The 13,214-nt window shown below is 74.9% G+C and carries 14 protein-coding genes; 6 read left to right on the forward strand and 8 right to left on the reverse strand.

The genetic code is table 11. The features are described 5' to 3' along the window. Positions 1 to 273 precede the first annotated feature (273 nt). The 3 genes from ACFXOZ_RS05715 (at position 274) to ACFXOZ_RS05725 (ending at position 2,401) form a co-directional block, all read left to right on the forward strand. Entirely contained in the window at positions 274 to 798 is a 525-nt protein-coding gene (locus ACFXOZ_RS05715; protein ID WP_380525565.1) for a SigE family RNA polymerase sigma factor, read from the forward strand. Further along, a complete protein-coding gene (locus ACFXOZ_RS05720) occupies positions 785 to 1,531 on the forward strand; it encodes a hypothetical protein (RefSeq protein WP_380525566.1) in 747 nt (248 codons plus the stop codon). The genes ACFXOZ_RS05715 and ACFXOZ_RS05720 overlap by 14 nt, the downstream gene beginning before the upstream one ends. A gap of 99 nt (positions 1,532 to 1,630) precedes the next feature. Continuing rightward, the gene (locus ACFXOZ_RS05725; RefSeq protein WP_380587718.1) at positions 1,631 to 2,401 is read left to right on the forward strand and encodes a L,D-transpeptidase family protein; all 771 of its coding nucleotides are present in this window, start codon (positions 1,631 to 1,633) and stop codon (positions 2,399 to 2,401) included. Between the two features lie 61 nt (positions 2,402 to 2,462). Here the strand turns inward: ACFXOZ_RS05725 and ACFXOZ_RS05730 are convergent, their stop codons facing one another. Next, positions 2,463 to 3,002, reverse strand: a complete 540-nt coding sequence (locus ACFXOZ_RS05730) for a pyridoxamine 5'-phosphate oxidase family protein (RefSeq protein WP_380587721.1) — start codon at positions 3,000 to 3,002, stop codon at positions 2,463 to 2,465. Between the two features lie 196 nt (positions 3,003 to 3,198). On the opposite strand from ACFXOZ_RS05730, the gene ACFXOZ_RS05735 reads away from it, so the two are divergent. Beyond that, positions 3,199 to 4,236, forward strand: a complete 1,038-nt coding sequence (locus ACFXOZ_RS05735) for a terpene synthase family protein (RefSeq protein WP_380587724.1) — start codon at positions 3,199 to 3,201, stop codon at positions 4,234 to 4,236. A gap of 52 nt (positions 4,237 to 4,288) precedes the next feature. Here the strand turns inward: ACFXOZ_RS05735 and ACFXOZ_RS05740 are convergent, their stop codons facing one another. Next, complete coding sequence (locus ACFXOZ_RS05740; protein WP_380525570.1) at positions 4,289 to 4,975, reverse strand: alpha/beta fold hydrolase; 687 nt, start codon at positions 4,973 to 4,975, stop codon at positions 4,289 to 4,291. 176 nt (positions 4,976 to 5,151) lie between these two features. On the opposite strand from ACFXOZ_RS05740, the gene ACFXOZ_RS05745 reads away from it, so the two are divergent. After that, positions 5,152 to 5,388, forward strand: coding sequence for a hypothetical protein (locus tag ACFXOZ_RS05745; RefSeq protein WP_380402434.1), 237 nt, complete (start codon positions 5,152 to 5,154; stop codon positions 5,386 to 5,388). 82 nt (positions 5,389 to 5,470) lie between these two features. Here the strand turns inward: ACFXOZ_RS05745 and ACFXOZ_RS05750 are convergent, their stop codons facing one another. The 4 genes from ACFXOZ_RS05750 to ACFXOZ_RS05765 all read right to left on the reverse strand — a co-directional run bounded on the left by ACFXOZ_RS05750 (position 5,471) and on the right by ACFXOZ_RS05765 (position 9,932). Continuing rightward, positions 5,471 to 6,220, reverse strand: coding sequence for a hypothetical protein (locus tag ACFXOZ_RS05750; protein WP_380525571.1), 750 nt, complete (start codon positions 6,218 to 6,220; stop codon positions 5,471 to 5,473). A gap of 210 nt (positions 6,221 to 6,430) precedes the next feature. Continuing rightward, positions 6,431 to 8,014: a sigma-70 family RNA polymerase sigma factor gene (locus tag ACFXOZ_RS05755; RefSeq protein ID WP_380587727.1), complete on the reverse strand. Its 1,584-nt coding sequence runs from the start codon at positions 8,012 to 8,014 to the stop codon at positions 6,431 to 6,433. A 218-nt stretch (positions 8,015 to 8,232) separates the two neighbouring features. Beyond that, complete coding sequence (locus ACFXOZ_RS05760) at positions 8,233 to 9,219, reverse strand: CAP domain-containing protein (protein WP_380587730.1); 987 nt, start codon at positions 9,217 to 9,219, stop codon at positions 8,233 to 8,235. A 233-nt stretch (positions 9,220 to 9,452) separates the two neighbouring features. After that, positions 9,453 to 9,932 carry a GNAT family N-acetyltransferase gene (locus tag ACFXOZ_RS05765; protein WP_380587733.1) on the reverse strand — a complete coding sequence of 160 codons (480 nt, stop codon included), beginning with the start codon at positions 9,930 to 9,932 and terminating at the stop codon, positions 9,453 to 9,455. 220 nt (positions 9,933 to 10,152) lie between these two features. On the opposite strand from ACFXOZ_RS05765, the gene ACFXOZ_RS05770 reads away from it, so the two are divergent. After that, positions 10,153 to 10,902: a hypothetical protein gene (locus ACFXOZ_RS05770; RefSeq protein WP_380587736.1), complete on the forward strand. Its 750-nt coding sequence runs from the start codon at positions 10,153 to 10,155 to the stop codon at positions 10,900 to 10,902. A 64-nt stretch (positions 10,903 to 10,966) separates the two neighbouring features. Here the strand turns inward: ACFXOZ_RS05770 and ACFXOZ_RS05775 are convergent, their stop codons facing one another. Together ACFXOZ_RS05775 and ACFXOZ_RS05780 are read right to left on the reverse strand one after the other, a co-directional pair. Then, complete coding sequence (locus tag ACFXOZ_RS05775; protein ID WP_380525123.1) at positions 10,967 to 12,358, reverse strand: MFS transporter; 1,392 nt, start codon at positions 12,356 to 12,358, stop codon at positions 10,967 to 10,969. Between the two features lie 6 nt (positions 12,359 to 12,364). After that, a complete protein-coding gene (locus tag ACFXOZ_RS05780; protein ID WP_380525122.1) occupies positions 12,365 to 13,156 on the reverse strand; it encodes a glycerophosphodiester phosphodiesterase in 792 nt (263 codons plus the stop codon). Positions 13,157 to 13,214: the final 58 nt, after the last annotated feature.

The following is a 13,214-nucleotide window of genomic DNA, read 5'->3' on the forward strand; positions in this document are numbered from 1 at the left end:
CGGGCCATGGTGGTCCCCACGGCCCGCCTGCCGCCCGGCCTAGCCCCGGCCGGCACGCGGGCCGTCCAAGCCCTCCCTCCCCGCACCACCGGGGCCGCGCCCGGAACCCGCCCGGGGAGCTGCGAAAATTCTTCCGACGGGCAGGCAACCCGGTCCGCCGCCCATCGCGTTCAGCAGCCGTGAGAACGACACGAACGAGGACGCGGCCCGCCGGGCCGCCACGGCTGACGGGAACGGTGCGGGAACTATGGCAGGGGCAGGGGCGGCAGCAGGATGACGGACGCGACACCGGACTTCACGGAGTTCGTCGCCGCCTGCGGCCCCAAGATGCTGCGCACGGCCTGGCTGCTCACCGGGGACCGGCACCAGGCCGAGGACCTGCTGCAGACCGCACTCGCCAAGGTCTGGCCCCGCTGGGAGCTGATCGCCCGCGAGCGGCCCGAGGCGTACCTGCGGAAGGTGCTGGTCAACTGCCACGTCTCCTGGTGGCGGCGGCGCTGGACCGGCGAACTCCCGCACGAGGAGCTGCCGGAACCGGCGGTCGCCCGGGCCGACCCCTACGAGGACGTACTGCTCGGCCAGGTGGTCGCCGAGGCGGTCCGCTCACTGCCCCCGCGGCAGCGGGCCGTGGTGGTGCTGCGCTTCTTCGAGGATCTCAGCGTGGAGGAGACCGCCGAGGTGCTGCGCTGCAGCACCGGAACGGTCAAGAGCCAGTCGCACCGGGCGCTGGCCGCCCTGCGCGGACGGCTCCCGGCCAGGGAACTGCTGCTGGACGGGGGACGTCGTGAACGCGTCTGATCCGCGCGAGGGCGCCGGGGTGGAGGAGGACGAGCTGCGCGTCCTGCTGCAGGAGGCCGTCCCGCCCCTGGCCGCGCCGAAGGACCGGATGGAGCGGGTGTTCGCCCGAGCGGCCCGGACCAGGCGGCGACGGCGCAACGCCGGCCTCGGGCTCGGCCTGACCGGCGGGCTGGTCGCCGCCGTACTGGCCGCCGCCCCGGCGATCGCCCCGAGCCCCGGGCCGGCGCAGGAGGCCGCGGGGCGGCCGACCGCCACCGCCTCCCCGCTCCCCACCGCAACGGGCGCCCCGCTCCGGTTCCCCGAGGTCGACGGGCTCCTCGCGACCCTGCCGCCGGGCTGGTTCTCGGAACCCGTCACCGGCGACCCGCACCAGGCCGTCGGGTACCTGGCCAACCGGCCGTTCAATCCGAACGGGCCCTGCTTCGGGCTGCCCGTCCCCTGCGGCGCATCGGCCGCGCAGCCGGCCCCCGACCGGGTACTGCTCACCCTGCGGCTGGTGAACGCGCCGGACACGGCCGGGCAGCCCGACGGAGCGACCACCGGGATGACGGAGACCCCCTTGGACAAGGAGTGCTCGACCCGCAACGGCAACCGGGAGCTCGTCGGCCGGCGGAGCGTCGACCTCAAGGGGCCCGCCCTGGTCGAGGTGACGGCCTGCGCCCTCGACCCCTCCGAACGGACCCTGCGGCAGGTGCAGCAGGTGCTCGACTCGATCCGGACGGCCGACCGCTGATCCCCTGACGCCCGGGCCGCCCCGCCCCGTCCCGGCCTGTCCCCGTCCCTGTCCCCGTCGTCGCCGCTGCCGCCCGCACCCACCCGAAACGGAACCGCCATGTCCCTACCCCGTCGCGCCCTCGTGGGGCTGGCGCTGCTCCTGGTGAGCTGCGCCCCCGAGGCCCACGGACCGTCCACCGCGACCACCCCCGCCCCGACCGCCCCCGGCACCTCCGCCCCGGACCTCCCGGCCGAGCAGCCGGCCGTCGCCGTCGCCGCGCGCCCCGCACCTCCCGAGCTGCCGCGCCAAGTCCCGGGCGTCGGGCCGCAGTTGCGCAGCGCGATACCGGCCGGGACCCGGCAGGTGCTGGTGGTCACCGGCGACGGCCCCGAGGCCTCGACCGGGCACGCCGTGCTCTACCGCGACGACGGCGACGGGTGGCGCGCCGGGCCCACCTGGCCGACCCGCAACGCCGTGCACGGCTGGACCACCGACCACCGCCAGGGCGATCTGCACTCCCCCGTCGGGGTGTTCACGCTCACCGACGCGGGCGGCCGACTGCCCGACCCGGGCGCCCGGCTGCCCTACCACCGGTCCGAGGACTTCGTGATGGGCGGCACCGGCTTCGAGGGGGAACCGCTGGCCGGCTCCTTCGACTACGTGGTCGCCATCGACTACAACCGGGTCCCCGGCTCGACCCCGCTCGACACCCGCCGCCCACGCGGCACCGGGTACGGCGGCGGGATCTGGCTGCACGTCGACCACGGCGGGCCGACCCACGGCTGCGTCAGCATGACCGCCGACCGGATGCGGGAGCTGCTGCTCGCGCTCGACCCCGCGCTGCACCCGGTGGTGGTGATGGGGGACGCCCGGAACCTCGCCCGCTGAGCACGGACGCGGGCTCCGGGCGGGCCCCGGCGGGTTCCGGGCGGGCCCCTGCGGGCTGCGGTCAGGTCCGCGGCTCGGCGGTCCGGCCCCCGTCGAACCGGTAGGCGGTCTGGCCGAACCCGCCCTTGGCGAAGGCGAGGACCTTGGCCGGCCGCACCCCGAAGACCAGGGACGCGCCCCCGTCCTGGTGGGCGAAGCCGTCCGCCGTCACCCGGAACCGCCACTCGCCGTTCCACTTGGCCGCCCAGGCGGCCGCGAGACGTTCCAGCGCGGGGCGCGCGGTGACCCGCACGGCCACGCCCTCCACCACCACGTCGAGCCCCCGGTCCCAGCGGTCGCAGCCGGTGGTCAGCGCCACCTGCCGGTTCCCGCCCAGGTTCACGGCCTTCTGCTCCGCGGCGCCGGTGGTGAAGTGCAGCTGCCCGTCGAGCCACACGGCCACCAGGGGCGTGACGTGGGGGCGTCCGTCGGACCGCACCGTGGTGATCCAGAACAGCTGTGCCGATTCCAGCACCCCACGAACGGTCTCCCACGGCGTCGCGCCCGAACCGGGGTCGCTGAACCGTTCGTCGAACCGCGCATCCGGGTCGTTCGTGCTCATTCGTCGCTCCTGTCAGGAGGAAGTGGCCGGACACCACCACACCGCGATCGGCGGCTACCGGGCAAGGTGGCCGTCGGCCCCGGCCGTGGACGGCGACACGCCCCCCACCGTGCGCCCTTGCGGCCGGAGGGCCGTCGCGGCGACCCTTGGGACGAGCGACGGCCGGCACAGCCATGCCTTCGAAAGGGCACCCCCCATGCCTCAGGACACCGCGTTCACCCTCCCCTTCGACACCGCGACCAGCCCGGACGCCGACGCGGCCCGGCGGCGCAGCCTGCTCTGGAGCCGGCGGCAGGGGCTCGTCGCGGACCCGGTCGACGAGGCGCGCTTCCTGCGCTGGGACATCGCCGGGCTGATGGCCGTCTGGAACCCCCGGACGAGCGGGGCCCGGCTGGACCTGACCGTGGACGCCGTCGTGGTCGCCACCTTCCTCGACGACCACGTGGACGGCCCGCCGGCCGACCGGCCGGAGCGGGTGGGCGCCGTCTGCGCGGACTTCGCCCGCGTCATCGCCGCAGGCGGCCGACCCCCGGCCGGGGCCGGGCCGCTGCTGCGGGCCTTCGGCGACGTGTGGCAGCGCCTCGCCGACGGCGCCTCCCCCGCCTGGCTGGAACGCACCGGACAGCACTGGCAGTGGTACCTCGGCGCGTACGCCCAGGAGGCCCGCAACCGCGCCCACCGACGCGTCCCGACCCTCGCCGAGTACGCCGAACTGCGCCGCCGCTCCGGCTTCGTGTACGCCATGCTGGACCTCAGCCAGAAGGCCTACGGCTTCGAACTCCCCGACCGGCTCTACACCCAGCCCGTGGTGCGCCGGATGGCCGACATCACCGCGGACGTCGTCGACACGCTCAACGACGTCCACTCCGTCGAGAAGGAGGAGTCGCGCGGCGACGTCCACAACCTCGTCCTCGTCATCGAGAACGACCCTGGCCGAGCCCGGAGTCGGGACCGCAGCCGGGACCACGGCCGGGACGGGGCCCCGGACCACGCGGACAGCATCCGGGAGATCCAGGGCATGGTCACCGCCTGGTGCGAGGAGTTCCTCGTCCTGGAGCAGCGGCTGGCGAGCGGCGTCGGGCCGCGGGAGGCCGGCGCCGCCGCCCTGATCACCGACTGCATGCGCACGGCCATGAGCGGCTACCTGGAGTGGAGCAGGACCACCCGCCGCTACTCCCACCTCGTGCCCGCCGGCGAGGCCGCCCTCGCCGCCGACCTCGTGCAGACGAACTGACCGTCCCAGCAGGGAATTTCGACCCCGGGGCCCGGGCAATGGGCACTGGGCCCTAGGACTCCAGGGACTTGGCGGCGTCCCGGATGACGTCGAGGACGAAGTCGGGGTGCGACAGCATGGGGACGTGGCTGCTGTCGACGTCGAAGGTCTTCGCGCCCATCCGCTCGGCGGCGGCCCGTTCCAGGTCGGGGTTCACGGTGCGGTCGTTGTTCGCGACGATGTACCAGCTCGGCTTGGTGCGCCAGGCGGTGCCGGGGACCTGCTGGGCGAACAGGTCGGGGACGGGGACGGCGCCCGTCGCGAGGACCAGCTTCTGCTCGGCGGCCGGCAGGTCGCCGCAGAAGTCGCCGATGCCCGCCTCCAGCAGCCAGAGGCGCCCGTCGGAGACGCCGACGTGCGCGAAGACGGGCGTCGGGGGGAACTTCTCCTGCTGGCCCACCGAGGTCTCGTCCTCGTCCGGGGCGAGCGCGGCGATGTAGACCAGGGCGCCCACCCGGTCGTGGACGCCGGCCTTGGTGATCAGGGTCCCGCCGTAGGAGTGGCCGACCAGCACCACCGGGCCCGGCACGTGCTCGATGGCCCGGGTGACGCACGCGACGTCGCCCGCGAGTGAGTCGAGCCCGTGCTGCGAGCTGTAGACCTCGTGGCCCTCGGCCTGGAGCGTGGGGATGAGCTTGTTGAAGCACGACCCGTCGGCCCAGAGCCCGTGGGCGAATACGATGCTGGCCTTACCGGCCATGACGTCCTCCTTCGTCCTTCGTCGGTAGCGCGCCGTGACGGAACACGGACCACTGCGGCCAGTATCCGTTCGGTCACCGTGCGCGGCATCCCGGCCGCACGCCCCGGGCGCCTCCCCGGGCCGCGACGCTCCGGGGCCGCCCGTAACCCTTGCGGCGCGCTTTCGTTGGACCGGCCATGAAGAAGCGCAGCATGCTCGCCGTCGCCTCGCTCGCCGTCGGCGTGGTGGCCTCCCTGACCGCTCCGAGTGCGCACGCCAGCGAGATCGGCGGCCAGGAGGGCCTGCCCGGTCCGCTGACCAGCGCCCCGGACGCGGTGCCCGGGCAGGTCGGGGACGCGGGTGGCGTGGTCGGCCAGGCCACCGGCTACGTGACCGGCTCGGCGGACGGCCTGGCCCCGGTCACCCCCGCGTAGCCCTTCCCCGGACTCTCGGGGCGGGCCCGGGGAAGGGTGGGTGCGGCCGTCGTGCGGCTCCCCTCCCCGGGCCCGGGTCGGGTCAGGCGCGGAGGAGGTACCAGCCGCCCAGGCCGCTGCAGGCGGTGTTGACGTAGGCCCCGAGGCGGTAGCCGGCCGGGACGGGCTGGTACGGGCAGACCTGGAGTCCGGGCCGGGCGACCACCTGGAACCAGGAGCCGATGCCGCCGCAACCGGGCACCTGGTGGCCGGTGTTGACGTAGCCGGGCGGGATCGGAGAACCCGCGCAGGTCCAGATGCCGTCCCTGGCGAGCTGCATGAACCAGGCGTCGATGTTGGTGCAGCCGTTGCCGTTGGCGACGTGGGCGGTCAGGACGTAGCCCGGCGGGATGGGCGAGGTGCCGCAGGTCCACAGACCGTCCACCGGCAGGCGCATGTACCAGGAGTCGTAGCCGTCGCAGCCGGTGGGGTTGTGCCCGGAGAGCACGTAGCCGGCCGGGATCGGCGAGGTGGCGCAGGTCCAGATGCCGTCCCGTGCGGGCTGCTGGTACCACATGCCGGCGCCGTTGCAGCCGTTGTTGGTGTGCATGGTGAGGACGTAGCCCGGGGTGACGGGCGCGCCCCGGCAGATCCAACCGGGCCCGGCCGCAGCGGCCTTGGCGGCGGAGGCCGATGCGGCGGAGGCCCCGGTGGGTGCGGCGGAGGCGGGTGCGGCACCCGCTCCGACCAGGACGGCCACCAGCAGCGCGAGCGCCCCGGCCAGGGCGGCGAGTCGGCTTCGGAGGGCGGCGGTCGACGAACGGTCGAGCAGTCGGTCACGTAGTTCTGTCACTTCACACCAGTCCTGTCGGCAGGTCCGTAGGGCCCCGCACGGCGGCCGTGCGGGCGCCGGGGTGGTGGAACCGGTGCGACAGTAGCAAGGATTGGAACGCTCCAAGAGGGTTCCAGAGCAGCCAGCATGCCCACGTCAAAGGTTGGCCGGAAACGCTCGCCCGGACCGACCCGGGCGGGGCCGCTCCGGGCCGGAGCGGGGGCGGGCCGGTCAGGACATCGGGGCGCCCAGGTCCTGGGTCCACAGGGTGCCGGCGGAGCTGGTGGCGACGCCGACGCCGATGTCCTTGAAGCCGCAGTCGAGCATGTTGGACTGGTGGATCCCGCCGTCCATCCAGCGGGCGAAGACGCTCGCCGCCGTGGTCGGGCCCCGGTCGAGGTTCTCGCCCCACTGGGACCAGCGGTAGCCGGCCGCGGTGATCCGGGCGTCCGTGCGGACGCCGTCCGGGTTCACGTGGTCGAAGAAGCCGCGGGCGGCCATGTCGTCGGAGTGCTTCTGGGCCGAGGCGTGCAGGCGGGGGTCGATCCGCAGCGGGGCGCAACCCGCCTTGGCGCGTTCGGCGTTGACCAGGTCCACCAGCTGCCGTTCCGGGTTGGGCTGGGGCGCGGCCGGGGTCGACCGGGTGGCGGTGGGCGAGGGCGTCGGGGTCGGGGTCGGGGTCCCGGTGGGGGTCGGCGTCGGCGTGGGGGTGGCGGTCGGGGTGTCCGGGACGGTCGCCGGCAGGGCCACCGGGGTGTCCAGGGCGGCGGCCGGGACGGTGGGCTCGGGCACCGCCGGGTGCGGCGGCTCGGTGGGGTTCGACCAGACCAGGGCCAGCGTGGTGACGGCCACCGCCGCGGCCGTACCGCCCGCCAGTGCGGCCTTGCGGGCGGCGGTGCCGGCCCAACCGCCGTGCGCGCCACCGCCGGTGGCCGCACCGGCCGCCGTACCGCCCGCGCCCGATCCCGCACCGGCCGCCGCCGTGTGGGCGCCCGCCGCGGCGGTCGCGGCGGTGTGCTGGAGGTGCAGCAGCGCGGGCGAGGCGGACGGGATCGGGACCAGCGCGAGGCCGGCCAGCAGGCCCTCGGCCGGGAAGAGGTCGCGGCCCAGGCCGTCGCAGCCGGCGCAGCCGCGGATGTGCCGGGCGATCCGCTTGCGCCAGACCGAGTTCGGGGTGCCGTCGAACCCGGCGGTGACCTCGACGAGTTCGGGGCAGCGCGGGTAGGCGCCGAGAGCGCGGACCACGACCCGCCCGGCCTCCAGCTGCTTCTTCATCCGCTGGACCCGCACGGCGGCGTGCGGCACGGTCAGGTCGAGGGCCTCCGCGAGTTCGGCGCGGGTGAGTTCGCCGGCGGCCTCCAGCCACCACAGGGCGAGCAGTTCACGGTCGTCCGGATCCAGCCAGCGGGTGGCCTCGGCCACCTCGCGGCGCTGGCCGGACAGGCCCAGGCGCAGGATGGTGAGGTCGGTGAAGTCGGCCCGGGGGTCCGGGACTTCCCAGGCCTCGTCCAGGCCGCCGACGGTGGGCTGCTGCTGCCCGGCGGCATGCCGGCGGCGGACCTGGTTCATGGTGATGGCGACCAGCCAGGAGCGGAAGGACTCCGGGTCGCGGAGCCCGTCCAGGCCGTCCAGGGCGCGGATCATGGTCTCCTGGGCCACGTCGTCCACGTCGGCGTGGCCGCGCAGGGCGCGGCCGGCCACGTTGTAGACGAGCGGCAGCCAGGTGGCGACCAGGGCCTCCTGGGCCTGCCGGTCACCTGCCTGCGCCGCGCGTACCAGGGTCGTCCCGGTCCTGTTCTGCACATCAGCGTTCATGGTCCGCACTCCGTCTTGCCGTGTTTCCGTCCGCCGCTGCCTCCTCGGAGACCTGTGGGGAGTGATCAGATAACAACAATGTGCGCGGAATCGGAAAATCGGACTGCCCGGTGGCCGGAGGTACCGGCCACCGGGGGCGAGCGGAGGCGGGGTGAGCGGAGGCAGGGGTCAGGGGACAGGGCTCAGGGGCGAGCAACGGGAACGAGGGGCGGGGCCGGTCAGGCCGGGGCGGCGAACACCTGGGTCCACCACGGGCCGTTGGCGCCGGTCCGCACCCCCACCCCGAGCTGCTTGAAGTCGCAGTTCAGGATGTTGGCGCGGTGGCCGGGGCTGTTCATCCAGGACTCCATCACGGCCGCCGGATCGCTCTGGCCCCGGGCGATGTTCTCGCCCCAGGTGCTCCAGCGGTAGCCGACCGCCTCGATCCGGTGGTCGGCGTGGTAGCCCTCCGGGCTGGCGTGGTCGAAGTAGTTGCGGTTGGCCATGTCGTCACTGTGCGACTGGGCCGCGCTGGCCAGCCGGGGCTCGGCGGCGACCGGGCCGCACCCGGCCTTGGCCCGCTCGGCGTTGACCAGGTCGACGACCTGCTGCGCGAACGCGGGGGACGACCCGCCGCCCGCCGGGGCCGCGGCGGCCCGCTGGGCGGTGCCCGCGGCGGCGTTGGCGCTCGGGCGGGTGGTCGCCGGGCTCGGCTTGGCGGTGGCGGTGGCGGTGGCCGTCGGGGTCGGCGTCGCGGTGGGCTGGGCCGTCGGGGAGGCGGTGGCCGTCGCGGTGGCCGACGGGCTCGGGGTGGCCGACGGACCCGTCGCCGTCGGACTGCCCGAGGGCGGCACCGCGCCCGCGAGGCCCGCTCCCCCGGCGCCCGGCACCTGGATGCCCTCGTGCGTGCCCACCTCGGCGGCGACCAGCGAGTCGGCCGCGGCGGCCTGCCCGGCGAGGTCCCGGTCGCTCTGCTTGCCGCCGTACGCCGCGTAGCCCGCCCCGGCCAGCGCCGCGATCAGGCCCGTCCCGGCCACGGCGGCGACGACCGCGGTCACCGGCACGAACCCGCCGCGCCGACGTCCCCGGCGGCCGTGGCCGGTGTGCCGCTGGGCGGCCCGCCGCGCGGCCCGGCCACCCGGGCGGCCGGGGCCGCCGCTCCCGTCGGCGCCGCCGTCGCCGCCGCCGCTCGCCGGGATGACGGTCGTCCTGTCGTCGCTGTTCACGTGGCCACTGCTTTCTGTCCAGGTCGGCTGGTCGGGTGCCGACACCTGGGAGACCCCCCGGCGGAACGCCGATAACAGAAACTCCGAACGAATGTCCGGCGACTTGGTCACGTGATCCGGTCGAGCGCTCCGGTCGGCCGCCCCGGCGGGCCGAGCGGGCGCAGCGGGCCGGGCGCAGCAGACTCGACAGGCGCAGCGGGCGCAGCGGACTCAGCGGACTCAGCGGGCCGGGCTCAGCGGCCCGGGCCGTCCGGGGCCATGTCGTAGGTGACGAACATCGTCCGGGTGGCGACCTGGTCGTACTTGCTGCGCGCCCGGTGGTTGTCGTCCGCGGTGATCCAGCGCACGGTGCTCCAGCCGCGCTCGGCGGCGATCTCCCGCAGCCGGGCCAGCAGTTCGTCCACCGCCCCGCCGCCGCGCACCTCGGGCGCGACGAACAGGTCGTCCAGGAACCCGGCGACCGTGCCGTGCAGCGGCCGGGCGAACGGCCGGAAGTGCGCGAAGCCGACCGGCGTCCCCGCGCCGTCCCGGACCAGCAGCCCCTCCACCTCGTGCTCCGGGTCGTTGAGCCAGGACCACACCAGCTCGGCCTTCTCCTCCGGCATCGGCACCCGGTAGAACTCGCAGTACCCGCGGAAGAGTTCGCGCCAGCGCGGGTAGTCCCCCTCCTGCGGCGCACTGATGCTCCAACGGTTCACGGCGGCGGTGCTCAACTCGGTCTCCTCGCTGGTCGAACGGCTCGGGCCAGCATGCCGCCCCGTCGCCCGCCCGCCGATCTCCACCCCGGCCAACACCACCCGCCGCACACTCCACTCCGGCAGTTATCCCCGGGCCGTTTCCCCGGTTCCACCCGGGAGGGTGAAGGGCTTCTCCGCACCGGACCCCATCGCCTACGGTGGGTCATCCCGACAGCACGGAACGGAGGTTCCGGCGGTGGACGAACCGACGGAGCAGTACCAGAGCTACAGCTGGCAGGACGAGGACGGAGGCCGGTACACCGCCCTCTACCCGGGCACCGAGGAGGCCGACGAGGCCGGCAAGGCGCGGCTGCGCGCCCTGGGTGCCCGCGCATCGGAGGACCTCGGGGCCGAACAGGAGCAGGAGGCGGGAACGGGGCGGCCGGGCACCGCCCGGGCCGGAGCCGGGTGGCGCCGGTCCGTCACCATCGACCTCAGGAACCCCACCCCGCTGCCCGGTCCGCAGCTCGACCCGCAGTGGCTCCGGGCCTGGTGCGAGGAGACCGGCGCGGCCCTCGCCGGGTTCACCCGGTCCTTCGCCGCCAGGTACGGCTTCCCGCCGGGCGAGAACGCCCTGGTCCACGCGACGGAGTCCGGTCGGCGGGCGGCGGCCGCGCTCGGCGAACTGCTGCCGGTGCCCCCCGACCTGGCGACGCTCTACGGGGTGCTCGACCGGGCCTCCCTGCCCGATCTCGACAACGGCTACTTCATCCACCCGCCGGGCGCGGTGACGGGGCACGTCCGCGAGTACGGCGTCCCCGTCATCCAGGGCGAGCGCCTGGCGCTGGTCTTCGGCAGCGACGGCGCGGGCCACCTGTTCGCGACCGGACACACCGGACGGGTCTGGAGGTCGACCACGGCCTCCCACGACGGCGCCTTCGAACCCGCCGCCGCCACCCTGGAGGAGTTCCTCGACGGAATCGGCCGGCTGATCGCGGGCCCCTGAGCTCCTCCGCTCCTCCGGGCGGCCGGGCCGAGCACCCGGCCGCCCGGAGGAGCGGACTACGGACTCAGAGCCGCTCGGGGACGGGGTTGCCGACCGCCTCGATGGCCCGGCGGACCGGGACCTTCACCAGGACGGCGAAACCGATCACGAAGAAGATCAGCAGCGAGATGATCGCCGAGCGGTAGCTGCCGGTGACCTGGTAGGCGAGGCCGAAGACCAGCGGGCCCATCCAGCTGGTGCCGCGGTCGCTGACCTTGTAGAGGCTGAAGTACTCGGCCTCCCGGCCGGCCGGGATCAGGTGCGAGAACAGCGAGCGCGAGAGCGCCTGGCTGCCGCCGAGCACCAGGCCGATCATGCAGGCCAGGACGTAGAACCAGACCGGCTGATGGGCCGGCATGAAGTAGCCGAGGGCCAGCGTGACCACCCAGCCGACCAGCGAGCCCAGGATGGTCTTCTTGGCGCCGTGCCGCTGGGCGATCCGGCCGAGCAGCAGGGCGCCGCCGATCGCCACGATCTGGACGATCAGCACCGCGATGACCAGGGTGCCCTGCTCCATGCCGAGTTCCTCGCTGCCGTACAGCGAGGCCTGCGAGACGACGGTCTGGATGCCGTCGTTGTAGCAGAGGAAGGCCGCCAGGTAGAGCAGCGTCAGCGGGTGCTTGCGCATGCTCTTGAGGGTGCGGCCGAGCTCGCGCAGGCTGCCGGCGGCCGGCTGGTCCGGCGCGGCCTCGGCGCGCGCCCGGACGACGCCGGCCCGGGAGGGCAGCCGGAGCATCGGGACGAGGGTGAACAGCGCCCACCACAGGCCGGCCGAGGCCAGGCAGATCCGCACGGCGGTGCCGGAGGAGAGGCCCAGCGCCTCGTGGCCCTGGAACAGCGCCAGGTTGGCGATCAGCAGCAGCCCGCCGCCCGCGTAGCCGTACGCCCAGCCCTTGGAGGAGACGGCGTCGCGCTCGTCGGGGGTGGCCAGGCCCGGGAGGTAGGCGTAGGAGAGCGCCACGGACACCGCGTACGAGATGTTGGCGACCACCAGCAGCGCGCCGCCGAGCAGGTAGCGGTCGCCGTCGAGGAAGAACATCCCCATCGTGGCGAGCGCGCCCACGTAGGCGAAGCCGCACATCAGCTCCTTGTGCCGCCCGGTGCGGTCGGCGACCGTACCGGTCAGCAGCATCGCCGCGACCGAGATCAGCACCGAGAAGGAGACCGTGTACGGGAAGAACGATCCGGCGCGGATCGCCAGGCCGAGCGGGTGCACGTCGCCGGACGCGTCGGCGGCGTTCTTCGCCACCTCGGTCAGGTACGGCCCCAGGAAGACCGTCAGGACGGTGGCCGAGAAGGCGGCGTTGGCCCAGTCGTTGATGTACCAGCCGAACTGCATCCGGCGCAGGGCACGGCCGTCGTCGGCGGCCGCCGGCGGCGACGAGACGTCGTCCGGCAGGTGGTCCGTGGTGCTCATGGGCTCCTATTTCACTGTGCTGGAGCCGGTGCTGCCGTCCGTCCAGCAGCCGCGCTCGCCGAGGACGCCCTTCAGGACGTCGATGCGATCCGCCATGATGCCATCCACACCCAGGTCGAGGAGAGACCGGATCCGTGTGGCATCGTCCACAGTCCACACGTGGACCTGCAGGCCGAGGCGGTGGGCGGCCCGGACGAAGGCCCGGTCGACCACCCTGATCCCCCGGTGCCGCTCCGGCACCTGGGCGCACAGCCCGGCGAACGGCGCCCCGCCCCGCGCCAGCGGGCCCGCCAGCGAGCGCAGCCGGAGCCGGGCCACCTCGCGCGGGCCCAGCGAGGTCGCCAGCCGGGGGCCGGCGGCGGCGCGCACGGCGGCGATCCGGCTGTCGGAGAAGCCGCCGACGCAGACCCGCTCCCAGGCGTTCGTCCGGCGGATCGCCTCGACCAGCGGCCGCACGGCGGGCGCCGCCTTCACGTCCACGTTGAACCGGGCCGCGGGGAACGCCCCGAGCAGGTCCTCCAGCAGCGGCACCGGCTCGGTGCCGCCGATCCGGGCCCGCCGGACGGTCTCCCACGGCAGCTCGGCGACCGCCCCGGCCCGGTCGGTCACCCGGTCCAGCCGGGAGTCGTGGAAGGCCACCAGCACACCGTCGGCGGTGGCGTGCACATCCGTCTCCAGGTAGCGGTAGCCCAGCGCCACGGCGGCCTCGAACGCGGCGAGCGAGTTCTCCGGGTGCCCGAGCTCACCGCCCCGGTGCGCGAAGGCCAGCGGCCCCGGGTGGTCGAGGAAGGGGTGCATGCGGTGCTCCGAGCTGCTGGGAAGGGACGCCGCGCGGCCCGCTCCGACGGCGCCTCGG

The organism is Kitasatospora sp. NPDC059160, assembly GCF_042755465.1.
Classification (GTDB): Bacteria; Actinomycetota; Actinomycetes; order Streptomycetales; family Streptomycetaceae; genus Kitasatospora.